Here is a 23,929-nt window from a genome sequence, read left to right on the forward strand (position 1 = left end):
GTTTAACCCTTCAAAAAGGGCAAAAGGTTATCTAAATAGGTGCGATCATTCGCCAGACGAGGCACCTTATTCTGTCCGCCCAATTTATCCCTGCTTTTCATCCACCTGTAAAAGGTACCTTCAGGAGCAATATGTATTAAAGGTTCTTTTAACGCTAGATTATGATAACGTTTGGCATCATAGTCGGAATTAATTTCACGCAGTTGCTGATCGAGCACCTGTTTAAACTTCGATATATCGTATGGTTCACGTTCAAACTCGATCACCCATTCATGGGCGCCGACATCTTTATCTTTGAAGTAAATAGGCCCTGCTGTATAGTCCCTAACAATTCCATGCGTCAATTCACAGGCAATCTTTAGCGCGTCATCTGCGTTATCTACAATAAGCTCTTCACCGAAGGTGTTGATATATTGCTTCGTCCTCCCCGTGATCTGTATACGATAGGGATGTAAGGTGGTGAATTTAACCGTATCACCGATCATATACCGCCACAATCCTGCGTTTGTCGATATAATCAACGCATAGTTCTTTCCCAATTCAACCTCGTCTAAAGACAAGGTTTTGGGATGTTCATCATGGATATGTTCCATTGGTAAGAACTCGTAATAAACCCCATAGTCCAACATCAATAGTAAATCCTCTGCATCCGAACGATCCTGAATACCAAAATAGCCTTCGGATGCATTATAATTTTCAAGGTAATACATATTATCGGAAGGAATAAGTTGCTTAAACTGTTCTTTATAGGGCTTAAAGCTCACTCCTCCATGTAAATATAACTCCAGATTCGGCCAAACTTCCAGCAGGTTATCTTTGCCGCTAAGTTCCAACACCCTTTTTGCCAATACGACATTCCACGTGGGTACGCCCGACAAATTGGTTACATTCTCATGAATAATCAATTGAGCTACGCGCTCGATCTTCTCCTCAAAATTAGGATTAAGCGTTGTTTCCAGATCGGGTGTCCGGTACATTTCTGCCCAGAAAGGAAGATTACGAATCAAGATGGCCGACAGATCGCCCGAGCTCGACTCTCCATTGCCGAGCTGATTGATCTTATGACTTCCTCCCAGTACTACCCCTTTTCCTGTGAAAACTTTCGCATCTGGCCGGTTGTGACAATAAATAGAGATCAGGTCTTTGCCTCCCTGAAAATGGCAATCTTCCAATGCTTCATCACTTACGGGAATAAACTTACTCCGGTCTGCCGTTGTGCCGGAAGATTTGGCAAACCATTTGACATCTGATGGCCAGAGTAATTGCTGCTCTCCGGCAATCATTCGGTCGATATATGGCTTTAAAGTACTGTAATCCTGTATTGGCACCCTTTCTCTATACGCTTCCACAGTACAAATAGACTCATAATCGTATTTTTTTCCCCATTCTGTTGCCTGAGCGGTAGAAATAAGGCTTTGAAACCACTCCTCTTGAACCTCATGTGGATATTTCATGAACAGCTCAATCTGGTGGATCCGCTTTTTCATTATCCAATTGATAATTGAATTTACAATTGCCATGGTGTAATATCAGGTGCTATGGTAAGCGGTACTAAACTAAGAAAAAATATTGGATCTTTTAGTGAACATTCGCTAGCCCAGCTTTTTCCTCCGTAGTTCAAAATGCTGACCAAGGTAATAGGTTCTCGCCATATCGTTTACCGCAATTTCTTCAGGTGTTCCCGTAAGCATAATTTTTCCTTCGGTGAGTAAATAGGCCCTATCTGTAATGGAGAGCGTTTCCTGCACGTTATGATCAGTAATTAGAATACCAATATTTCTATGCTTTAGTTTATGAACAATGGTTTGTATTTCTTCTACCGCAATTGGATCCACACCTGCAAAAGGCTCATCAAGAAGAATAAAATGAGGACTAGCAGCGAGCGCACGTGCTATTTCGGTACGCCTGCGTTCACCACCCGACAACAGGTCACCTCGATTTTTACGCACTTTGTGCAAGCTGAACTCATTAATAAGTTCTTCCAATTTCTCTTTCCGCACTTCTTTATCCTTATGGTGTATTTCCAATACCGCCATAATATTATCTTCTACCGATAGCTTTCTGAAAACAGAAGCTTCCTGTGCAAGGTAACCGATTCCTTTTTGTGCCCTTCTGTACATCGGGTCTTCGGTGATATTATCATCTTCCAGAAAAACATTACCTGCATTAGGTTTTATTAAACCCACAATCATGTAGAACGAGGTTGTTTTACCTGCACCATTAGGCCCCAGTAAGCCCACTATTTCTCCCTGCTCAACTTGAAAGGAAACATCATTTACAACTGTCCGCTGTTTATATTTTTTAACTAAATGTTCTGCTTTTAAAATCATCTCTTTTTGCTATCAGATGTTGGCTCTATGCAATCTGCATAATAGCTATGCCTATAAGCCTTTATTTAATTTGTTCGATCAGTCGGTTCCTTACCCCAGCAACCGGATACCTTTCAGATTCAGCTGCACACTGCGCTTTTCCCGCCATATGTTTTCCTCTATGCTAAAACATGCGTCAAAAGGTATGCCTTTATTAATTTGCGGTAAGAAATCTCCTAAGCCAAAACCTATACAGTCAAAAGATGGTGCCCGCTCCTGTGTAACGGTCATTTTTAGGTGATTCATTCCTACCAATACTGCTTCTCCTACCGTATACACATTTTTCGCAAGAAATATAGGAGCATTATTTTCCGGACCAAAAGGAGCAAATTGTTTAAGTACGCGAAAGAATTTCGGCGTAATTTCTGATAGTCTGATCACTGCATCAATCGCTATTTCAGGTTCCAATAGTTCAGGTGTAATATGTTGTGCCACGACTTCTTCAAAACGTGCCTGAAGGGCGGGCACATTTTCTACTTTCATGGTTAAACCGGCAGCATATTTATGACCGCCGAACTGTTCCAATAGATCGCTACATGCCGACAGGGCTTCATAAAGGTCGAAGCCTGCAACCGATCGTGCCGATCCTGCCACATGCCCATTCGATTTAGTCAACACAATAGTTGGTCTATAATATTTCTCGGTTAACCTTGAGGCCACAATGCCAATAACGCCCTTATGCCAATCTTCCTGGTATACTACTGTTGTTTTCCGCATCAATTGTGCTTCATCACCTTGTATCTGTTCCAATGCCTCTGCCGTAATGCGTGCGTCAAAATCTTTTCGCTGCATATTTTGTATATCAATCAGTCCACAACAGGTTTTCGCCTCTTCCATACTCTTAGCCATTAAAAGTTTAACAGCATCTTTTGCATCATCAATTCTTCCCGCAGCATTGATACGGGGGCCTATCTGAAAAACCACGTCCGTTAATGTCAGATCGCTACTTTTAGACGACAGATCAATCAGGGCCTGCAAACCAAAACACGGGTTGCTATTGAGTTTTTTTAGCCCATAGTATGCCAACACCCTATTCTCACCATTAATAGGTACAATATCAGAAGCAATACTTACGGCTACAAGATCTAAGTATTGATAAACTTCAGCTTCGGCTAACTGATTGGTTTTTGCCAATGCCTGGATAATCTTAAATGCGATACCACAGCCCGATAGTTCTTTATAAGGGTAGGCACAGTCATTACGTTTAGGATCAAGTACGGCAACGGCTTTCGGTAACTCATCACCAGGTGTGTGATGATCACCTATAATAAAGTCGATACCTTTACGCTGCGCGTAATCGACCTTATCTACGGATTTTACTCCACAATCTAACGCAATAATCAAGGTGAAATTATTTGCTTCAGCATAGTCTATTCCTTGCGTAGATATACCATAACCTTCTTTATAACGATCTGGAATGTAGTAACCTATATGACTATAGAAACGTCTTAAGAAGCTGCATAACACAGCAACAGCTGTTGTCCCATCCACATCATAATCGCCGTAAATCAGAATATGTTCTTTCATCCCCATCGCCCGTTCTATTCTTGAAATAGCGAGATCCATATCTTTCATCAGGAACGGATCGTGTAAATGAGGCAGTTCGGGTCTAAAGAAATCGCGTGCCTGTTCGAAAGTGTACACGCCACGTTGTGCCAATAAAGTTGCTAATATGTTATCAATTTTAAGCGCCGTTGCCATCGCGCTCACGATTTTTGTATCTGCTTTATGCCTTTCTACCCACCTCTTTTGCATATATTTCATCCGTAAATAATTTAAAATTCAGCGGTCGGACGGAACTTACCATAATAAAAATTTACATTTTTCCGGGTGATGAAAATGAAATTTCATTATGGACGGTTCATCTAAGTACTGCCTTCTAAAGGCAGATAACAGATTAACAAATAGCTTTTATAGGCCCTTGATATGTTGCATATAACAGGCTATTTGTCTAAGTTTGCTGAATTTAATGGGTAAATATACAGTTTTTGTTTGGTTAAGTTGTAGTGAAAGGACGGAGACCTCAGTTATCCCCATGGGGCTACGCTTTTTTATTTTTAAGTATTTAATTTTCATTTCGTAATATGCGGGCATTTTCTTTATATGAAGGGTCTTATTCGGTAGACAGCACTAAAAAATTTATCCCTTTTGATCCGGAGAAAGATGATAAAAAAGACAGGAAAGGTTCTTTATTCATTCATGTACACCCATTTTTAATTCAGACAGCTAAAGATTTGATATTGTTGGATACCGGACTTGGCTTTAAGGATGATGACGGGACATTAATTTTACACAAAAACATTAAAAAGTTTGGTTTTTCACTTCAGGACGTCAGCCTGGTACTGCTTTCGCATCTACATCAAGACCATGCCAGCGGTATGGTTTTCGAAAAAGACGGAAAACTGCAACTATCCTTTCCAGAGGCTGATTACGTGGTATCAAGAGGTGAATGGGAGGCGGGTTATAGCGGTCAGTCAGATTCGTATAAGACGGAGGTGTTCGATGTATTACAACGCAGCGGCAACCTTCAACTTGTTGAGGGAGATGGCATAGTGAACGAGCAGATCAGTTACGAGCACAGCGGTGGCCATACGGAGTTTCATCAGGTTTTCCATATCGCAGAGGATAAAGCACATTATTTTTTTGGAGGCGATGAACTGCCCGAGCCCGAACAGTTATTGAGAAAATTTGCAGCAAAATACGATTTTGACGGAAAAAAGGCGATGCATCTTCGGGAAGAATATGGATCGCGAGCAGCAAAGGAAGACTGGACCTGCATGTTCTATCATTCTACCAAGGCGCCTTTTGGTAAAGTTGAGGAAATAGAAGGTGGATTTAAGGTACATCCAGCAAGTTCATAATATATTTTCTATTCGCCATCTATATTCGCAAACCCAAACAAGCCAATGCTCTCCCAAGATCCATTATCATTGCTGACTTGCACTTCCAATTCTTTGATCTTTCGATCGCCATTTTTCTGGGCAAAGAAAAAACCATCTACATCCCTTGCTTCGCCCATATCTACTGTGTTCTTTCTAAGTAAACCGGCAGATCTATTTGCTACAAATAAATCGATTAGCATCCCTTATAGCGGATACAAACTAACCCACCTAGAGACGTAAGTCGATTGTTCGGCGATTTACTCCGAAAAATCTATCGTTTTACCAGGAGAGTATTCACCCACAATATTGCAAATATAACAGTTGGTATCAGTCTCTTGACAAGATGCGACTAGCTATGCCCCTTCTCCTGATAATATAAATTTGGTGGTAATACCGAATTTCCCGATCCATAATAAGTAATTGTAACGTAGTGATCAGAAGCTTCATCACATACTGAATTAAAAAAACGTATCTGATAAGATACATTTTGTTCATTTGGAGAGTTTACGGTGAATGTGCTAGAAGTTATGTCAACAGACTGGCCAGAAGTTATATATCCTCCTCCGGACCCCATCTTATATATCTGATACTTATTCACGATTACTTGGTCTAATGGATCATCAATGACCTCAGACCTGACAACAGAAAAAGATATTCCACTACTACCTCTGCTAACTATGGAGCCTGCTGGCGCTACACTTAAATATGTTTTACCACAGTCGTTCTCAAGATGAGTGCCAGTTCCATTTTGGATATTAAATTTAAACGACCCTTTTCGAATACACATACCACTGCACTGAGAATCAGTACAAAATAGAGAGTAATTTATATTGTAACTCTCGCCCTCAGGTTTAGTTATAGACTTCGAACCATTTGCAGCTACATTCCCGTAATAATCACTCCCACCATCAAGCGTTAAAATAAACCCATGATTGGCTCCAGGATCGGTTGTGTACCAATCAATTACATACCCAGAATTCCCCCCTTGAACACTAGTCACAGAAACTTGGGGAACACATGACCCGCCAGTACATGTGTAATCCCCCTCGTTAGACGAATTGATTACGTTAGACGATAACAGTTCATTGTCACTTATAATGTCCTCTTGTTTATGACAAGAGGATAAAATTAATAATATCAAAAGTAACGTCAGGAAGTGATTCTTTTGAGTCCATTTTATAATTAGAGTTTTTTTCATGAGATAAAATTTAAATTTAAGATTATTTGAGGTTAACGACACACTACTCTTCCTCCTTATTAAGTTTCCTCAATAGGTACCTGTTAATCTCCGAAGCTATTTGAAAAGGTTTGTTGGTCATATTTTCAGGCGCTTTATTACTAAGAAACCTGAAGGATAAAAAGGGGTGGAGTTTTTTTAGTTTTTTACTATATATAAGCAGCTGAGCTAGATCGAAGGTTTCCGGTGATATATTTCCGTTTCAACAACATTAACCCACGCTGCTTCTGGCTCTTAACCGTATTGATGCTAATACCTAACTTTTTGGCTAAATCCTGATTACTTAGTCCTTCGAGATAACCTTCTTTAAATATTAAATAGCATCCTTTAGGGAGTTCGTTAATTGCTTCATGGATCTTCCCCATAATTTCAGCATGAACAATAGCTTCCAAAAATTTAGGATCTTCGACGGGGTTGGCATCCATACTGGCTTCTATACGTTTTTTAACTTTCTTATGTCGCAATCGGTTAAGGCATGCAAATTTGACGCAGGAGTATAAGAAAGCTTTCAGGGCGTTATCATCAGTAGCCACTTGGTGTTTATTTTCCAAAAAAGAAACAAAAGCATCTTGCACCAGATCCTCTGCCAAATGCTCGTCCTGCACATACCTTAAAGCAAAATCACATAATCTGGGATAATATTTCTTAAAGAGTTCTTCTTCTGACAGCCTATGTATAAGATCTTTGCTTTCCATATACGCCCACTATTTTCCAGCGACAAATAAATAAAATTCAGCTACCGCGATTTATAATCTGTTAGACCATCATCTATTTAAACCTATAATAGCTTAAATGTATAATGGCGCTCTAATATAACGATCTATCCATAATTATGAAAAACTTTATAGCTTACATTGGATATAGCTGTATAAAAAGGCGGCGTAAACCAGTCTAAATTTCAGGAATAAAGCAACACGATCAAATCAATTGGTACTGGGTTGCCACCCGTATTAGGGCAGCAGCATTAGATACATTGAATTTTTGCATGAGATTTTTTCGGTGGGTCTCGACTGTATGGGGGCTTATAAAAAGTAACTCGCCAATTTCAGCGGTTGTTTTACCTTCAGCAATGCAACGCAGCACTTCTTGTTCCCGACGGGTGAGCTTTGGTAAGTCCAGGGGGTCTTCCAGAGCAACCTCAAAAAGCGATTGCTGCACTTCTTCACTGAAATATACTTTTTTATTAACGACTGTTTTGATCGCGTTGATAATCTCTTCTGCGGAGGCATTTTTCAACACGTAACCGGTAGCTCCATTCTGTAACATCTTGGTAACCATGCTCCGCTCGTTGTAATTGCTAATAGCGATAACATGGGTATTTGGACGTAGTTGTTTGATTTGCTTACAGAGGTCAATGCCACTCACATCGGGCAAATTAATGTCTAATAGCACTACGTCTACCGTTTGCTCCTGTAGAAAAGATAGTGTCTCGCTTCCACTTCCGCAGCAGGCGCTTACTTCCACTAAATCACTATCTAACAATAATGCTTTCATTCCTTCCAGCACTACTGGATGATCATCCACTATAAGCAGGGATATGTTCTGTCTGTGTATTGACATTAAATTCAATATTAATAGTTGTTCCTATATTGTTTTCCGATTGTATATCCAATAGGCCGTTCAGATAAGCAACCCGGTTTTTTACATTATGTAAGCCAATCCCTTTTTTATCTTGAACTTCTTTCATCGCAAAGCCCTTTCCATCATCTTCCACGGTTAAATATACTTTTTCATCATCCTGTATGCACTGCACCAAAATATTCTTGGCCTCGGCGTGCCGAACAGCATTACTGATAAGCTCTTGAAGTATTCGGTAGATCATAATCTGTTGGCTCTTTTCTGCCGTTAGCGACAAGCCATAAGTTTGCAAAGAGATATTGACACCTGATTTTTCCAAGTCGTCACAAAAATCACGTAAGGCTGTAGCTAATCCGAAACGCAATAAGGTTTCGGGCATCATATTCCGTGCTATTCTTCTCAATTCATTAACTGCCGTATCCAGTTTTGCCAAAATTAGTTGATGTTGCTGTTTTGCCTGCGAGCTATCGCCCAAACATGGATTTTTCGACAACAATAGCTTTACATTGGAAAGCAGCCCTCCCAAACCGTCATGCAGTTCACCTGCCAGTCGCTTTCGCTCCTGTTCCTGTCCCTGAATCATGGCATTGAAGAAATTCACTTGCTGCTCTTTCTTCATCCGCTGCATTTGCTCCTCATGCAATTGATCTTGCTGGTGGGCAATTTTCTGTTTGTTATTATATAGAAGATATCCAAGCACCAGTAGTATAAGTAAGCAGGCAACAGCGGCTACGGTAAATGTTAACATGGCTTTATTATATTTTAGCGCAGCTGATTTTAGCTGGTTCTCCGCCTTAAGCTCCACAATTTCGCGCTCTTTTTTTTCATGTTCATATTTCTGTTCAATAAGATTTAGCTTAATATTGGTTTGTTTTTTATTAACGGTATCTGCAAAAGCAACATATTCTTTCATAAACTGAAAAGCTTTGTCTTTGTTACCCAGCGCTTCTTCCACATTTACCAAATTCCGAAGGTAAATCAGTTTATTGCTGGATAGCGGGTATTTTGACGTTTTTTGGTATAGCGCATATACCATCTCCCTAGCTTCTGGATAACGCTCCTGATCGTAAAATAGGTAGTACTTGCGATTTAGCAACTCCAATCCCACATACTCTTCCTGTCGCTTATTAACGAAATCCAGTCCGTCATCGTAACTCCGCAGGGCTTTTTGGGGGTTTTCTTCCACATACTGATAATACATCCCCTGCATGGTATAGTAATTTACCCACGGGTGCGCGTCAGGATGTTTAACTAATATCGCATGCGCCTTATCTAAATAAGACTGCATGGCTAATTTCTTTTCTTCAGTAAAATCTTCCTCATACAATAATGCCTTTACCACGCCCAAATAGCTATCCACCGCATCGGCGTATTTGGAATGATCTGCCAAAATAGTAGCTGCTGTTTTAAAATAATGAAGGGCTTTATCGTATTGTTTGATACTTACGAAGATATTTCCGATATCGTAATAATTGCTAGCCAGCAAGATCGAATCGCCTATTTTTTCCAGAATAGGACAGGCGTTATTTGTCAGCATATCCAAAAACCCTTCTATATCATCTTCTCTCTGGTATACTGCTCCCAGGTCATGCCAAACGCGGGCCAAATAACGTTGGGCATAATAGGATGAGTCGCGTTTTAGTAAGGGAATGGCCTGTTGATACTCTTTTTTAGCTTCTATCAGGTTATAATGTTCCATATATACACCGCCCACGTAATAATGACCGATTGCGATGGTGGTTTCATCACCTGTTTTTGCACTTTTTGCAAAGGCCTGCTTTGCATAGTCCATGGCTTTTGCAGAATCTATATACAGCCAATGATCAGAAAGGTCCTGAAGGGCTTTGATTTTTTGCGTTTCTTCTGAATCGCTGTTTTGGATGATCTGTAACAAACTATCCTGATTGAAGGACAGTTTCTGCTGTGCATCTGCTATCATTGCGGAAATCAGCATCATCCATATCAAAAAAAAATGGCGCATAATGAATAGGTAAAGAGATTTATGATCACTCCTAATTACACAAATTTATCTATTCCAAACAGTATTAATGCATAACAAATGAAAATATACCTGAAAACCATTAGAAAAAAATACCCATAGCATAGGATTTCATATGAATAAAAAAAGCAAGAATTTTGGATTGCTAAATACTTAAGACAAGACACTTAAACAATTCTTTTCAAATAATTTATAACAACCATGAAACGATTCTCTCTTTTTGCTGCCCTAATGGTATGCTTTATGGGTATGTCATTACCAAAAGCAGCAGCCCAATCTTCCGCTCCTTACCATACTGCTTTTGGTCTCTTTCTAGACCTGGGAAATGGGGGCACTTATGTAGGTCCGCATGTTAAACACTTTTTCTCTGGAAACGATGCAGGGCAAGCTATGGTTCTTTTTGGGAACGACATCACCATATTAGGTGTGGAATACTCCTACAACAAGGAGATCCCTGATGCAAAAGGTTTGATGTGGAATCTGGGCATAGGCCCACAAGCCTTTTTTGGTGATGGAGAGACTGTATTTGCCATCCGGCCGATGGCAGGACTAGAGTTTAAGGTACCTCAGGCTCCGATAGCAATAGGTTTCGATTGGCGGCCAGCATGGGCGATTTCCGATGGATCTGAATTTGAAGCTGGCCGTTTTGGATTAAGCTTTAAATATACGCTTTAGTTTTTTAGTTCATCAATTGTTAAGGTAAGAGCCTCTTTAAGGAGGCTTTTACTATTTATTTACCGTAACGCTCTTGCAGTGTTTTCTCCAAAGCAAACATCTCATCTCTCAGTTTTGCAGCCTGTAGGAAATCCATTTCTTTAGCCGCTCTCTCCATATCTTTCCGGGCGTTATCTACCGCTTTTTGAAGCTGTGCTTCGTTCATATACTGAACGACGGGATCCGCTGCCACGCTACTTGCCGGATCAGGATCTATATAGGCTCTGGCGACACCTCCTTTAAAGTCGGCCACCGACGTTTGTTCCATAATGGCTTCACGAGATTTCCCTACAGTACGTGGTGTTATACTGTGCTCTTCATTATATTTTACCTGCTTCTCCCTTCTTCTATTCGTTTCATCGATAGTTGCCCGCATGCTATCCGTAATACTATCTGCATACATAATCACTCTGCCCTTGTCATTTCTCGCTGCTCTTCCGATGGTTTGTATAAGAGATGTTTGCGAACGTAAAAAACCTTCTTTATCTGCATCAAGGATAGCCACCAAACTAACTTCAGGCAAATCCAAACCTTCGCGCAAGAGATTTATCCCTACCAATACATCAAATTCTCCTAAACGAAGTCCTCGTAATATCTCTACCCGTTCGAGTGTTTTTATTTCAGAATGTATATACCTCACTTTAATACCTAAACGTGTCATGTATTTTGTCAGTTCTTCAGACATCCTTTTGGTAAGCGTGGTAACCAATACCCGTCCGCCTTCTTTGGTAACGATATCTACCTCGTCTAACAAATCGTCCACCTGATTGATAACCGGACGGATTTCTATGGTAGGATCTAGCAATCCCGTAGGCCTAATAACCTGTTCTACCACCACACCTTCTGTTTGTTGCAGTTCATAATCGCCAGGTGTTGCGCTTACATAGATTGTTTGCGGAGCAAGGGATTCAAACTCCTGAAAGTTTAGCGGTCGGTTGTCCAATGCTGCAGGTAATCGGAAACCATATTCTACCAACGAAATTTTACGTGAGCGGTCGCCACCGTACATTGCCCTGATCTGCGGTACCGTGACATGGCTCTCATCAATTACCATAAGGTAATCTTCCGGAAAATAGTCGAGTAAACAGAAAGGTCGCATACCGGGTTGTCTGCCGTCGAAAAATCGGGAATAATTTTCGATGCCACTGCAGTACCCTAACTCTCTCATCATTTCCAAATCATAATTAACCCGCTCCTCCAGGCGTTTGGCCTCCAACATCCTTCCATCCTTAACCAATTGCTCTTTTCGCTGTACAAGTTCATCCTGTATAGCCCATATGGATTGACTGAATTTTTCTTTTGGGGTAACGAATAAATTAGCAGGGAAAAGCGCCATATTTTCCATTTTCTCATAGGTTTTCCCCGAAACGGGGTCAATCACGCTTAGCTCTTCAATTTCATCACCAAAAAACGTGATGCGGTAAGCCTCATCCATATACGCAGGGAAGACGTCTACGGTATCTCCTTTTACCCGAAAAGTAGCCCGCTTAAATTCTGCTGTTGTACGTACATATAAAATCTCCACCAATCGGTGCAGAAATGCATTGCGACTAATGGTGGTACCTACCCCGAAACGGAAGACCGAACGCGAGAAATCTTCTGGATTTCCCATACCATAAATGCAGGAGATGGAAGAAACTACCACAATATCTCTTCTTCCGGACATCAATGCTGATGTGGTCCGTAGGCGCAGCTTCTCTATCTCATCGTTTATCTGGAGATCTTTTTCGATATAGGTATTGGAGGTTGCTATATACGCCTCCGGTTGGTAATAATCATAGTATGAGACAAAATAATTGACCGCGTTTTCGGGAAAAAACTGCTTCATTTCACCATATAGCTGCGCAGCCAATGTCTTATTATGACTTAAAATCAATGTTGGTTTCTGTGTATTGGCAATGACGTTTGCCACCGTAAACGTTTTTCCGGACCCCGTTACTCCCAGGAGTGTTTGATAATGTTCGCCGGTATTAACACCTGCTACCAACTGTCGGATAGCTTCTGGCTGATCACCGGTTGGCACGTATGTGGAAGACAATTTAAATTTCATTGAACACGGATTTTAATGTCGTTTGTGTCATCTATTACAAAGAATGGCGTGTGTTTCTATAATAACACAGCCTTGATTTTTAGATAACGCGAATGATAAGTAAACAAAGATACAAAAAAGGTGTTTGTTATGGAGGAGTTAATAACCATTTCGTACATCAAATGCTAAAATATGGCTTTCATTTTAAGTGATCAAAATAGTATCGCCAATCAGTTTATTGCAGAAATGCGTAACGTGGAGGTACAACAAGACCGCATGCGGTTTCGCCGTAATATGGAGCGTTTGGGAGAAATATTTGCTTACGAAATAAGCAAAACGCTATCTTACGAACCCACAGAAGTAGAAACCCCACTTGGTGTTTCTGAAACCTCCTTGTTAGGAGAACATCCGGTTTTAATGACGATTGTGAGAGCCGGGCTACCCCTACATCAGGGCCTGTTGAACTACTTCGACCAAGCAGACTGTGGTTTTATCGGTGCATATCGGAAAACAAAAAAAAGTGGTGCATTTGAGATTGCCAAAAAGTACGTGACTTCGCCTGACTTAAAAGACAAAATTGTTATTATGGTTGACCCCATGCTGGCAACCGGCAGTAGCATGGTTTTATCTTGTAAAGAGCTTTTGGGCACCTATGCCATTAAGGAATTACATATTGTGGCGGCCATATCCAGTGAAGAGGGTTTAGAACATGTAAAAGCTTACCTTCCCAAGGCTAAATTGTGGATAGGTGTGGTGGATAGTGAGATGACAAGCAAAGCTTATATTGTGCCCGGCTTGGGGGATGCGGGAGATTTAGCTTTTGGCGAAAAGGTTTAGGTCTAACAAGCAAAATAGCTATCTTTGTGTTATGCAATATACGCACAAAAAGCATATTTTCTTTGATTTAGATCATACTTTGTGGGATTTTGACAAAAATGCGGAAGAAACCCTATCAGAACTTTTTACGGTTTATAAATTTCCTGATTTAGGTATAAATTCTGCTGATAAGTTTATTGAAACATACCATAGAAACAACCAGCGGGTATGGGCCCTTTACCATAACGGAGTCATCGATAAGGACGAACTACGGCGGGCGAGGTTTGCGGACACATTTAGTGAGCTCGGCATTTCGCCGACACTTTTCCCCGAGGCTTTTGAAACCGATTATTTGAGGTTATGCCCTCATAAAACCAATTTGTTTCCGGGAGTGCATGATACACTGGCATATTTGCGGGAAAATTATGTGCTGCATCTAATCTCCAATGGTTTCAAGGACGCAGCTGCGATCAAAATCGTTAAAACAGGTATAAAGAAATATTTTTCTCAGATTATCATTTCTGAAGATGTGGGGGTTCACAAACCTCATCCAGCTATTTACAGTCATTCGCTAGTGGCCGCGCAGGCAAACAAAGAAGAGAGTGTAATGATTGGCGACAGTATTGAAGCCGATATCCGCGGCGCTCAGGCCTTTGGTCTTGATGCTATCTACTTCAATCCAAATGGACTTGAAGAACCGGCAGACGTTAAAAAAAGTATTCGTGAACTGGCCGAGTTAACACGGTTATTTTAATGCCCCGGCTGCACCATAGATGGCAGCCATTTCTCCCAGTTCTGCAATTTTGATAGGTAGCTCCTGTTCTTGTTGAGCTAGTACCTTTTTTGTTTCTGACAAAAATAAGGGGTGTGCCTTTGCTATATTACCTCCCAATATAAGGCCGTCAGGTTTGTCGTCCAGTAAATGCTCCACAACAAACTCCCCTAATGTCCGACCAAATTCGCGGAGTAATGCTTCAGCTTGACCATCGGCAGGCACCAACTCACATAAGGCCTTTACATGTTCGACATTTCTCCCAGTACGCGCTAAGTAACTATTTTTCAACCAGCTGCCAGACAAATAGTCTTCCGCAATACCGTCTCTAAAAGCCGCGCACCACAAATCGCCATCCACGGCATGTCCATTTAGATATAAAGCACTGCCAAGCCCTGTTCCCAAAGTCAGCCCTACCGATCGCGTAAATGTTGTACCGGCTCCGGCGAACATTTCACCTTGTAGGAAGCAAGCCGCATCATTCATAAACGTTAACTGCGAAGATGTTATCCCCAGCTTTTTGGCTAAAAGTTCCTTAACATCAACACCATATAACGCCTCATATTTGTTCTGATTCTTCATCAGACTAATGCCATGTTCGTAATCAAAGGGTCCGGGGATAGCAATGCCAACAGCAGTCTTCTCTATTGCTCCCTTTTTAAGCGTATTTGTTATGCAATTGCTCCAAGCATCAATAATGGAAGATACTCCCTCATTTGAATTCACCGATTGTCTAACAAAAGTTTCCTTGATAAGCGTCTTTTTATCTAAATCGACCAATGCGGCCGAAATATGTGACCCACCAATATCGCAACCTACAACAATAGAGTTATTCATGAATTGTTTATAATTTTTAATATGAATGACGCAAATATAATTAAAGCGTTTTAGCAAAAAAACAAACACCTTAAAATGTTTATATTTTTTTTCCGGTAGAATCAATTTTTAGCAATAATTGCTTTATACCGATTCAAGGCCTCCAAATAATAGTAATCTGCATAGGGTAAAGGCACATCAACTTCTGCCATAATCGGTATATAACCCGCTCCATGCATTAAGATAAACCCACCATTAGTACCTAACAAGGCGGTATATTCGGGAGAAGCCAAGGTTTCTATCATTGTTTCGCCAGCTTTGAAATATTTCTTTGCCATAGCTTCATCCAGATACCCGCATAATTCCAGGAGTGCAGCTGCTGATATAGCTCCGGCCGATGCATCTCTATACGTGTTCGGTATTTCTGGTGTATTAAAATCCCAGTAGGGAATCATATCTTTCGGTAAATTCGGATGATCTAATATAAAATCAGCGATGTGTTTCGCTTGTTCTAAATACTGCGCATCGGCTGTCTCACGGTACAGCATAGTATAGCCATACAGGGCCCAAGCCTCACCCCTGGACCATGTAGATTCATCCCCGTAACCCTGCGCATTACGCCTTTGTTTTAACTTACCCGTTTTAGTATCAAGGTGAACGATCTGATAGGTACTATAGTCGGATCTAAAGTGGTTCTTCAATACCGTTTCTGCATGATTATTGGCCATTTTATAATAAGAAGAATCATTGGTTGCCCTGAAGGCCCAGAATAACAGTTCGAGATTCATCAGGTGATCGATAACCACAATAAACTCTTTATCATTCTGCCGTGTATCCCACGACCGTATGGCCTTGACCTTTGGATCATAGCGTTTCGCCATAGTTTTAGCACTGCCCAACAATACCTTATGGTAATCGATCTCCGGGATGGTTTGCATTGCTCTCCCAAAACTATTATATATAATAAACCCGAGATCGGGCGATTTCGCATTGTTCTGCTGTTTAGCCAAAAGTGCCAGTGTTCGTTTTGCTTCTTTTAGCAAGAGTGAGTCGCCCGTTTGTTCATACAAACGTAATAAGGTACCCGGATAATAACCACTTGTCCACCAATCTGGACCGCTCGTTTCCAAATAGTTCTGTGCTTTAACAAAAGTTTTGGGAAGTTTGCCTTCAGGTAGCTCATCCATCATCAATTTATACTGGGTAGTAGCATGTCGGTAGCGTTGATCGATAGTGGTTGTCAATGATTTGCTGGCCCTGGGCGTAACCTGTTGATTAATGCTACAGGCAGTCAACAATAAAAATGGGCAAAGTATAAGATATACAATTTTTAATTTAAGCATTCGGCCTTTCATTCGTTTGTTAAAACGACTTTTATAGATAAAAGGTGCAAGAAAAACAATTTTTGTTAAGTTTCCAATTAATATTTTTATCATCCGTTTATTAAGAAAAAAGTGTAACCTTTACATCGATTAGGTTACACTTTTTTTATAACGGCTTCCTAGCGGTTTTGTTGTTGACCTAGCGTCCCATCCAACCCCCATCAACTGTTAATATGGTTCCGTGCACGTAGCTCGCGGCATCAGAAGCCAAGAATACAACAGGACCTTTAAAATCATCCGGTTCTCCCCACCTTCCAGCCGGAATTCTCGACAAAATAGAAGCGCTTCTCTCCTCATCGGCCCTTAAAGCTGTTGTATTATCTGTAGCGATATAACCTGGTGCTATAGCATTTACGTTTACTCCGCTACCTGCCCACTCATTAGCGAAAGCTTTGGTAAGCTGTCCTACCGCACCTTTGGACGCTGCATAACCGGGCACATTGATCCCTCCTTGAAAGGTCAGTAAAGAAGCGGTGAAAATAACTTTTCCTGTTCCACGGGCAACCATTTCCTTTCCGAATTCGCGGGTAATAATAAATTGCGCGGTCTGGTTGATCGCAATAATTTCGTCCCAATATTCGTCTGGATGCTCTGCAGCGGGTTTTCTTAAAATATTTCCAGCATTGTTTATCAATATATCAATTACAGGGTGTTGATTCTTTACAGAATGGATGAAACTGTATAGTGAATCACGTTCTGCAAAATCACATTGGTACGCATAAAATTTACGCCCTAAGGCAGTTATTTCCTTCGCAACTTCGCTGTTATCCAGCTCAAGCGAAGCTGAAACACCAATAACATCAGCCCCTGCCTCAGCCAATGCAATAGCCATTGCTTTACCAATACCCCGTTTACATCCGGTAACCAGGGCCAGTTGGCCAGACAAGTCGAATTTATGAAGAGTTGACATATTTTTATTGAATAGTAATGGTTAATGGATTTTTTATTTTTTCCTGATACTGTGTTAAGTAATGTTCCCAAGCTTCCGCAGAAGTGATTTCGCCAGCTTTATCCCATGCCCCACCATTATAGTAAACCATAGGTTTGCCGCTGCTGGCCTCAAACTGTGTTAACAGTTGCCCTTCCCCTTCAAAAATCTTAACAATTTCCTCTGGCGTCACAACGGCCACTCCTAAGGTCCCGTCATCGCCATGGCCGGGCTCCCAATACGCAGCAATTCCATTATCTTTCCGCTGAATGATTTTACCGCCATCCTCTTCCCTAAGCACAATGCCTGCAACAACAGGTAGAGGGTCTTCACCCTCAAAACTATAGGTAACTTCCACTTTGTTTAATTGAGATCCGGCCTCTAAGGTAATGTTTTTGGTAACCGAAACTGTTCTATCTCCAACTTCCCACGGCTCATAGGTCAATTTAAAAGTACTTCTAAGAGGGCCATTTTCCAATAGCTCATGTTCACGGTAATGTTTAGAATAGCTAATTTTATCGTCTACGAAAGGCGCAATATCACCGGCCCCCAATGTCATTCCGACAGCATAGTAGTCCAAGCCTTCTCCATGATCCTTGTGATAATCATCCGTTTTATACCATTCGTCAATTACCGGTCTATCGGTACGTTTTGCCCATATATCAGTTCCATGTGCGTCGTCTGCGCGCCCTTCCAAAGCCTTACCGTACATCCTAAACGCCACTTTATCATTTTCCCAAGCAAAGTCGTCAAAACGTTCAGGCACATAACGCGCATATGTTCGAGCTTCTACCGGGGTTGGTTCGCCAGCTTCGACAAACAATTTGATATCATCGTTTGCCGGTATATCAACCCATATTAGTACATGGTCAATCTTTTCCTCTCCATTTCTTACCAGCTGATAAGTCAACTCCTCACTGTTTTCATCGATAATTCTAAATGGTGCTTCCGCTGTATACACCTGTGAAAACGTTTTGTAAGGTATTTCTACAAGTTCTTTTCGATCAAAAGACGAAGGATTATTAACGACAATACCTGCGTGGTTAACGGACGACTTACAGGAGACGATTATTGCGATTCCAATGAGCAAAAAAACTCCCCATAAGCCCTGTTCTTGAATATTCTTTTTTTTCATCTGTATAAATTGTTTTTCAGAGGCGATGAAACTTGCTTGAGCCATTATACATCCCCTTATGCAGGTTTCATATGGTCTGTATTTTCAGCTTATCTCCAATTTATCGCAAGTCTGTAATAGCACATCCATCCATATCACTATAATCCATATTTTCACCAGCCATTCCCCAAATAAAAGTATAATTGGCGGTAGCTGCCCCTGCATGTACAGACCATGGTGGTGAGATGACCGCTTGCTCATTCTGCATCCAGATATGACGTGTCTCTTGAGGTTGCCCCATAAAATGGCATACAGATTGGCCTTCTGGAACTTCGAAATAACAATAAACCTCCATGCGCCGATCATGCGTATGGGCGGGCATTGTATTCCAGACACTACCGGTTTTCAATTCCGTCATACCCATTTGTAGCTGACAGGTATCAACCACTCCAGCAACGAGCAATTTATTGATCACGCGGTGATTTGCTGTTTCAAGGCTGCCTAATTCTACCACTTCAGCGTCTGCCCGGGTAACCTTTTTTGTAGGGTAAGGATGATGAGCAGGTGCAGAATTAATATAAAACTTGGCAGGCTGGTCGGGATTTTTACTCGAAAATACTACCGTTTCGTTACCTTTGCCCACGTAGAGTGCCTCTTTAAAGTCGATGTCATACGAAGTTCCATTTACCGAAATAACGCCTGCGCCACCGATATTAATCACACCTAACTCTCTTCGCTCCAAAAAATAAGGCGCTTTTAGCGCGTCAATCGTGTCAAGGTTTAGCGATTTAGTCACCGGTTGTATACCTCCAGCTATATATCGATCATAGTGGGTATACACCAAATTGATCTTATCTGCTTCAAAAAGCGTTTCAACCAAGAAGTTTTTTCTTAACGCTTCGGTATCCATCCCTTTCGTTTCGTTGGGGCTGGATGCATAACGGGTTTCATAAACTATACTCATTACTCTAACTTTCTTTTAATAAAAATTGATTAATAAATGGTTTTACTCCCGCAATATACAGTTAATATCATAAAAGCGCAAACGTTTACATCTCCATATATCTATAAATTAGAGGAAGTTTATTCTATAAGGGCTATTCCAAACGTATTTTTACAACCGCTACAGCAACATCGTACGCTCCTCTTTCAGGCAATGTAATAGCTACTCCACCTTTCTCTGATGGTACATGTTTCAGTTCCTCTCCCGTATCTAATATCCGACAATCGGCTATTTGATCAGCAGGCAGGGGCAATACCAACAAATTACCTGGCAACTCATCTAATACATGTGCATAAAGATAGGTTTGTCCTTCCTGTTCCTTTTGGGTAAACACCACCTTTTCCTGTGGTTCAAGTTCACTCGGCAAGCTATTATAAACAGCCTCTCCGTTGCTGAACATCCACGCTCCCATTTCTCTTAACCGCTGGACAGCGGGAGTTGGTAAAGTTCCATCAGCTTTAGGGCCAATATTTAACAAATAGTTTCCACCTTTACTGGCGTTACTCACTAAGTACCGCAACATTTGTCCTGATGACTTCCAATGAAAATCATTATCGTGCCAAGCCCAGGTATGGTTCATCGTAGCGGGTGTCTGCCAAGGTTTTTCCAGCAGGCCTTCTGGATAAGTATTATCCATCATCTCCAGGAAGTCGATATCGTTTCCCGGGTCATGCATAGCGATTCTACCATTAATTAAACATTTATCGCTCAATTTACGAATGAGGCCGATCAATTCGTCCCTTCTTTGTGATGTGATCAAATCTGCTGCCTCGTCATCCCAGGTATCGAACCAAAGTAAGTCGGGGTCGTAGTTTTCGATCAGTTCCTGTACCTGCGGCAAACTTTTTTCTCGCCAATATTTTTCAAATTCTTCGCTGCTACGCTTGGGCTTCCAGTACGGCAAAGCGCCTTGGGGGTGTTCCCAGTCCTGCCAATGCGAATAGTAGAAACCATACTTTAGTCCGTATTTCTTACAAGCTTCTACGAGTTCGCCTAAGATGTCGCGCCCTTTGAAGGGTGTAGCAGCAATATCATACGTCGAAACCTTCGAATCCCAAAGGGCAAAACCGTCATGATGTTTCGCTGTAATCACAAAATATTTCATCCCTGCATTTTTCGCCTCTTTAATCCATCGATCGGCGTCAAAATCAACCGGGTTAAACTGTTCCTTAAGCGCCTGATAAATATCGTCAGGCACTTCCAATCGCTGCTGAATCCATTCGGCATACCAACTTTTACCATTAGGCAAGGTAGTGTCTGGCATAGTGCGCCCCTGGTATGTCCCACCCAACACGCTATATAAACCCCAATGAATGAACATGCCAAATTTAGCTTCTTTAAACCATGTTAATTTATCAGCCTGCTCCTGTATCGGGTCAACTGCCAGTCTGTGGGCCATTACCTGCTGTTGACCCACGGTAAACAATAATATGAATAAAAATGAATAAGAATTTCTCATGTCTTTATAGGTGTTTTAATGGTCTAAAGATAGCGAATAACTAGAGATACCAATCCTTATATCGCTTCAGCGCTTCCAAAAAATAGTAGTCAGCATAAATAATCGGGATATCAATCTCTGAGTTCAGTGGCAGGGCTCCGGTACTATGCGTCAATAGGAAGCCGCCATTCTCTCCGGGTTTTGAGCGATAATCATTGCTTGCCAAAGAACGAATCATTTTTTCTGCATGCTCAACATACCATTGCTTTTCTTCTGCCTTCACATATTGTCCCAGCTCTAATAAAGCAGAAGCAATAAGTGCTCCTGCAGAGGCGTCGCGCACAGCAAATGGTATCAACGGCGCATCAAAATCCCAATAGGGAATTTTATCTTCTGGAAGATTAGGGTGATTCAGAATGAACTTGGCTATACCTTCTGCCTGTTTTAGGTATTTTTCATCTCGCGTATCACGATACATCATGGTGAAACCATAAAGCGCCCAACCTTGCCCTCTTGCCCAGGATGAAGTATTTGCAGCCCCCTGCCAAGTAGCTTTTCTGTTCACTGTTCCATTTTCCGGATGGTAATCAACCACATGATACGAACTATAATCGGAACGAAAATGGTTTTTCAGAGTTGTATTACTATGTATGATGGCCAGATCTTTAAACTTTTTATCTCCACCGTTATCACTCACCCAATTAAGCATCTCCAGGTTCATCATATTATCAATAATTACCGGGCATTCCCAATACTTATTTTTATCCCAGGATTGGATAGCGCGAATGGTGGGTCGGTATCGGGTGGTTAGCGATTTTGCCGACTGGAACAAGACGTCTTTGTAGGCTCTTTCGCCCGTAATGCGATAGGCATTACCAAAACTGCAGTACATCATGAAGCCTAAATCGTGGTTTCCCGTAAACGTTTTGTTTGGCTCAATAACTTTTAGTGCCCGTAAAGCCTCTTGATGTATTTCGGGATCTTTTGTTTGTTCATAGATTAGCCATAACGAGCCTGGATAAAAACCACTGCACCACCATTCTATATTGCGTGCATCTATTTTACCGGTTTCAGGATTATAATTTTGCGGCATCTTGTCGGCTGGAATATGCTTTGCCAGCGTTTTATATTGATCACGTGCGAAATCGAAATTTTCCTGGATTAATAAGGGCATGCTCTGTTGTCCCCAAGCGATCGAACTAAGTACTAGGACGATAAGCTTTAAACTCATCAAGCTTAAAGCTTTCTTTTTCATCATATTCATTTTTTGTTGGTTATTTTTTAGCAATCTTGTGGCAAGATAGGTATTTGGCGCGAGTTATGCAATCGATTACGCAAAACAATCGATTGCATAATTGTACAGGCACTCCCATGTCTAGGTAGTCATTCTTCTAACCAAGGTAACCGGTACGATTTCGTTTTGACTGATATCCCTATTTGCATGTTTATCCTTCAATAAGGCAAGCAATTTATAGGCAACTCGATGTGCCATCTCAGCCGGATGCTGGTCTATAGTTGTTATTGGAGGAGAAATAATGGCAGCTCGGGGATCATTGGAATAACCAATAATTTTTAGTTCCTCAGGAATCTTAATTCCCTGTTCACGGGCGAATTCCACGGCTGCCACAGCTGTAGTGTCGTTAGAAGCGAAGACAACTTCCGGTTGATCGTTTCCGACAAATATCTTTCTGAGGCTATTCCATGCATTCTCAGCAGTAAGCTCATGATAGAAACACCACTTTTCCTTCAGGTTAATTTTTGCTTTCTTCAAGGCGTGTAACAGGCCTTCGGTGCGCTCTTTATAAATACTACAACTCAATGGTCCCGAAATGTATGCTATTTTCGTACATCCAGTTTCAATCAAATGATTTCCTGCCAACAAGCCCCCCCGATAATCGTCTCCTTTAATAATATGTGCTGGATAAGGTTTCGTAGGTACCCGATCATAAAAAATAAGTGGGATGCCATGACTCATAAATCCATCAAAATGGTTGTAATCTTCTGTATAAAGTGCCAGGGAAACTACTAAGGCATCTACCCTCGATGAATACAATGTACCAGCCAGCTTCTGCTCTATTGCAACGGAATCATTTGATTGACAAACCATCAAACTATACCCTTCTTCCTGCAACCTGTTCTGCAGTGCGGTAATAAATACGGCATGGAAATACATGGAAACGCGGGGAACGATCAATCCTATAATATTCGAGCGTTTGTTTCGCAGCGAAGAGGCCATACTATTATGTCGATATCCCATTTCAAGGGCTTTCTCTTTCACCCGCTTGCGGGTAGCTTCACTGATTCTCGGATTATTATTTAACGCTCTTGAAACGGTGGCTGCTGAAATTCCCAGTACTGCGGCTATGTCAACAATGCTTGTTTCTGCATTTTCGGATTTACCCATTTGTTTTAATTAACCTTTTATTTATTCTCCCGTATGTGCGGTAAGTTTTACGACCCTACACCTTCTATTAAATAAATTCCACCTAAATTAATATTGGCCGATGCTCAGCAATACCAAAGTACAGGCATAAACGGCTTCTATATTATTGCTTTGCGCTAAATTGGCTAGTTCCGCATTTTCTGTACCGGGGTTAAATATAATACGTTTTGGTTTAGTTTTCAATAGATAATCATAATATTGCGGCTGCAATTTCGGGCCTATATAAAGTGTTACGGTATGGATATCAGCCAATGGTGCAGCAGGAGCCTCAATAGGAACTCCTGCAACGTCACCCTTTTTGATTCCTATATTAACGATTTCATGCCCCGCTCCCGTTAAACGTTGCGCTGCGATATAGGCATAGCGCGCCGGATTGGTTGTTGCTCCTAAAATTAGCGTTTTTTTCATT

The 23,929-nt window shown here is 41.3% G+C and carries 22 protein-coding genes; 4 read left to right on the plus strand and 18 right to left on the minus strand.

The genetic code is table 11. The features are described from left to right. Nucleotides 1-2: 2 nt before the first annotated feature. The 3 genes from H8S90_RS03435 to recJ all read right to left on the minus strand — a co-directional run bounded on the left by H8S90_RS03435 (nt 3) and on the right by recJ (nt 4,124). Nucleotides 3-1,520 (minus strand): GH3 auxin-responsive promoter family protein, encoded by a 1,518-nt coding sequence (locus H8S90_RS03435; RefSeq protein ID WP_187341202.1) that lies wholly within the window; start codon nt 1,518-1,520, stop codon nt 3-5. Between the two features lie 72 nt (nt 1,521-1,592). Then, nucleotides 1,593-2,330 carry an LPS export ABC transporter ATP-binding protein gene (gene lptB, locus H8S90_RS03440; protein WP_187341203.1) on the minus strand — a complete coding sequence of 246 codons (738 nt, stop codon included), beginning with the start codon at nt 2,328-2,330 and terminating at the stop codon, nt 1,593-1,595. A 90-nt stretch (nt 2,331-2,420) separates the two neighbouring features. Beyond that, complete coding sequence (recJ, locus tag H8S90_RS03445) at nt 2,421-4,124, minus strand: single-stranded-DNA-specific exonuclease RecJ (protein ID WP_187342902.1); 1,704 nt, start codon at nt 4,122-4,124, stop codon at nt 2,421-2,423. Between the two features lie 329 nt (nt 4,125-4,453). Between recJ and H8S90_RS03450 the strand changes: the two genes are divergently transcribed. Continuing rightward, nucleotides 4,454-5,230, plus strand: a complete 777-nt coding sequence (locus H8S90_RS03450) for an MBL fold metallo-hydrolase (RefSeq protein ID WP_187341204.1) — start codon at nt 4,454-4,456, stop codon at nt 5,228-5,230. Between the two features lie 8 nt (nt 5,231-5,238). On the opposite strand, the gene H8S90_RS03455 is transcribed toward H8S90_RS03450, so the two are convergent. The 5 genes from H8S90_RS03455 to H8S90_RS03475 all read right to left on the minus strand — a co-directional run bounded on the left by H8S90_RS03455 (nt 5,239) and on the right by H8S90_RS03475 (nt 10,047). Continuing rightward, entirely contained in the window at nt 5,239-5,451 is a 213-nt protein-coding gene (locus H8S90_RS03455) for a discoidin domain-containing protein (RefSeq protein ID WP_187341205.1), read from the minus strand. Between the two features lie 149 nt (nt 5,452-5,600). Continuing rightward, entirely contained in the window at nt 5,601-6,038 is a 438-nt protein-coding gene (locus tag H8S90_RS03460; protein WP_187341206.1) for a hypothetical protein, read from the minus strand. Between the two features lie 599 nt (nt 6,039-6,637). Beyond that, nucleotides 6,638-7,183, minus strand: coding sequence for an RNA polymerase sigma-70 factor (locus H8S90_RS03465; protein ID WP_187341207.1), 546 nt, complete (start codon nt 7,181-7,183; stop codon nt 6,638-6,640). Between the two features lie 223 nt (nt 7,184-7,406). Then, nucleotides 7,407-8,048: a response regulator transcription factor gene (locus tag H8S90_RS03470; protein WP_187341208.1), complete on the minus strand. Its 642-nt coding sequence runs from the start codon at nt 8,046-8,048 to the stop codon at nt 7,407-7,409. After that, nucleotides 8,005-10,047, minus strand: a complete 2,043-nt coding sequence (locus H8S90_RS03475; protein WP_187341209.1) for a sensor histidine kinase — start codon at nt 10,045-10,047, stop codon at nt 8,005-8,007. Before H8S90_RS03475 ends, H8S90_RS03470 begins: the two co-directional genes overlap by 44 nt. A gap of 219 nt (nt 10,048-10,266) precedes the next feature. Here H8S90_RS03475 and H8S90_RS03480 point away from each other — a divergent pair, with 219 nt between their 5' ends. After that, complete coding sequence (locus H8S90_RS03480) at nt 10,267-10,740, plus strand: hypothetical protein (protein WP_187341210.1); 474 nt, start codon at nt 10,267-10,269, stop codon at nt 10,738-10,740. A gap of 55 nt (nt 10,741-10,795) precedes the next feature. Here the strand turns inward: H8S90_RS03480 and uvrB are convergent, their stop codons facing one another. After that, the gene (gene uvrB, locus H8S90_RS03485; protein ID WP_187341211.1) at nt 10,796-12,829 is read right to left on the minus strand and encodes an excinuclease ABC subunit UvrB; all 2,034 of its coding nucleotides are present in this window, start codon (nt 12,827-12,829) and stop codon (nt 10,796-10,798) included. A 171-nt stretch (nt 12,830-13,000) separates the two neighbouring features. Between uvrB and upp the strand changes: the two genes are divergently transcribed. Next, the gene (gene upp, locus H8S90_RS03490; protein ID WP_187341212.1) at nt 13,001-13,645 is read left to right on the plus strand and encodes a uracil phosphoribosyltransferase; all 645 of its coding nucleotides are present in this window, start codon (nt 13,001-13,003) and stop codon (nt 13,643-13,645) included. 31 nt (nt 13,646-13,676) lie between these two features. Next, on the plus strand, nt 13,677-14,378 hold the full coding sequence (locus H8S90_RS03495; protein ID WP_187341213.1) for a YjjG family noncanonical pyrimidine nucleotidase: 702 nt from the start codon (nt 13,677-13,679) through the stop codon (nt 14,376-14,378). Here the strand turns inward: H8S90_RS03495 and H8S90_RS03500 are convergent. The 9 genes from H8S90_RS03500 to H8S90_RS03540 form a co-directional block, all read right to left on the minus strand. Further along, entirely contained in the window at nt 14,370-15,233 is an 864-nt protein-coding gene (locus H8S90_RS03500) for an ROK family protein (RefSeq protein ID WP_187341214.1), read from the minus strand. The genes H8S90_RS03495 and H8S90_RS03500 overlap by 9 nt on opposite strands. Before the next feature lie 101 nt (nt 15,234-15,334). Next, nucleotides 15,335-16,555 carry a glycoside hydrolase family 88 protein gene (locus tag H8S90_RS03505; RefSeq protein ID WP_255501794.1) on the minus strand — a complete coding sequence of 407 codons (1,221 nt, stop codon included), beginning with the start codon at nt 16,553-16,555 and terminating at the stop codon, nt 15,335-15,337. Nucleotides 16,556-16,733: 178 nt separating this feature from the next. Continuing rightward, nucleotides 16,734-17,504, minus strand: a complete 771-nt coding sequence (locus tag H8S90_RS03510) for an SDR family oxidoreductase (protein ID WP_187341215.1) — start codon at nt 17,502-17,504, stop codon at nt 16,734-16,736. A 4-nt stretch (nt 17,505-17,508) separates the two neighbouring features. Beyond that, the gene (locus H8S90_RS03515) at nt 17,509-18,657 is read right to left on the minus strand and encodes a DUF4861 family protein (RefSeq protein ID WP_187341216.1); all 1,149 of its coding nucleotides are present in this window, start codon (nt 18,655-18,657) and stop codon (nt 17,509-17,511) included. Nucleotides 18,658-18,757: 100 nt separating this feature from the next. Further along, nucleotides 18,758-19,600, minus strand: coding sequence for a 5-dehydro-4-deoxy-D-glucuronate isomerase (kduI, locus tag H8S90_RS03520; protein WP_187341217.1), 843 nt, complete (start codon nt 19,598-19,600; stop codon nt 18,758-18,760). Nucleotides 19,601-19,733: 133 nt separating this feature from the next. After that, nucleotides 19,734-21,098, minus strand: a complete 1,365-nt coding sequence (locus tag H8S90_RS03525; RefSeq protein ID WP_187341218.1) for an alpha-L-fucosidase — start codon at nt 21,096-21,098, stop codon at nt 19,734-19,736. 40 nt (nt 21,099-21,138) lie between these two features. Next, nucleotides 21,139-22,335: a glycoside hydrolase family 88 protein gene (locus H8S90_RS03530; protein WP_255501796.1), complete on the minus strand. Its 1,197-nt coding sequence runs from the start codon at nt 22,333-22,335 to the stop codon at nt 21,139-21,141. Between the two features lie 117 nt (nt 22,336-22,452). Beyond that, nucleotides 22,453-23,481: a LacI family DNA-binding transcriptional regulator gene (locus tag H8S90_RS03535; RefSeq protein ID WP_187341219.1), complete on the minus strand. Its 1,029-nt coding sequence runs from the start codon at nt 23,479-23,481 to the stop codon at nt 22,453-22,455. A gap of 87 nt (nt 23,482-23,568) precedes the next feature. Beyond that, entirely contained in the window at nt 23,569-23,928 is a 360-nt protein-coding gene (locus tag H8S90_RS03540; protein ID WP_187341220.1) for a CoA-binding protein, read from the minus strand. Nucleotide 23,929 lies beyond the last annotated feature (1 nt).

Origin of the sequence: Olivibacter sp. SDN3, from assembly GCF_014334135.1 — a bacterium.
Classification (GTDB): domain Bacteria; phylum Bacteroidota; class Bacteroidia; order Sphingobacteriales; family Sphingobacteriaceae; genus Olivibacter.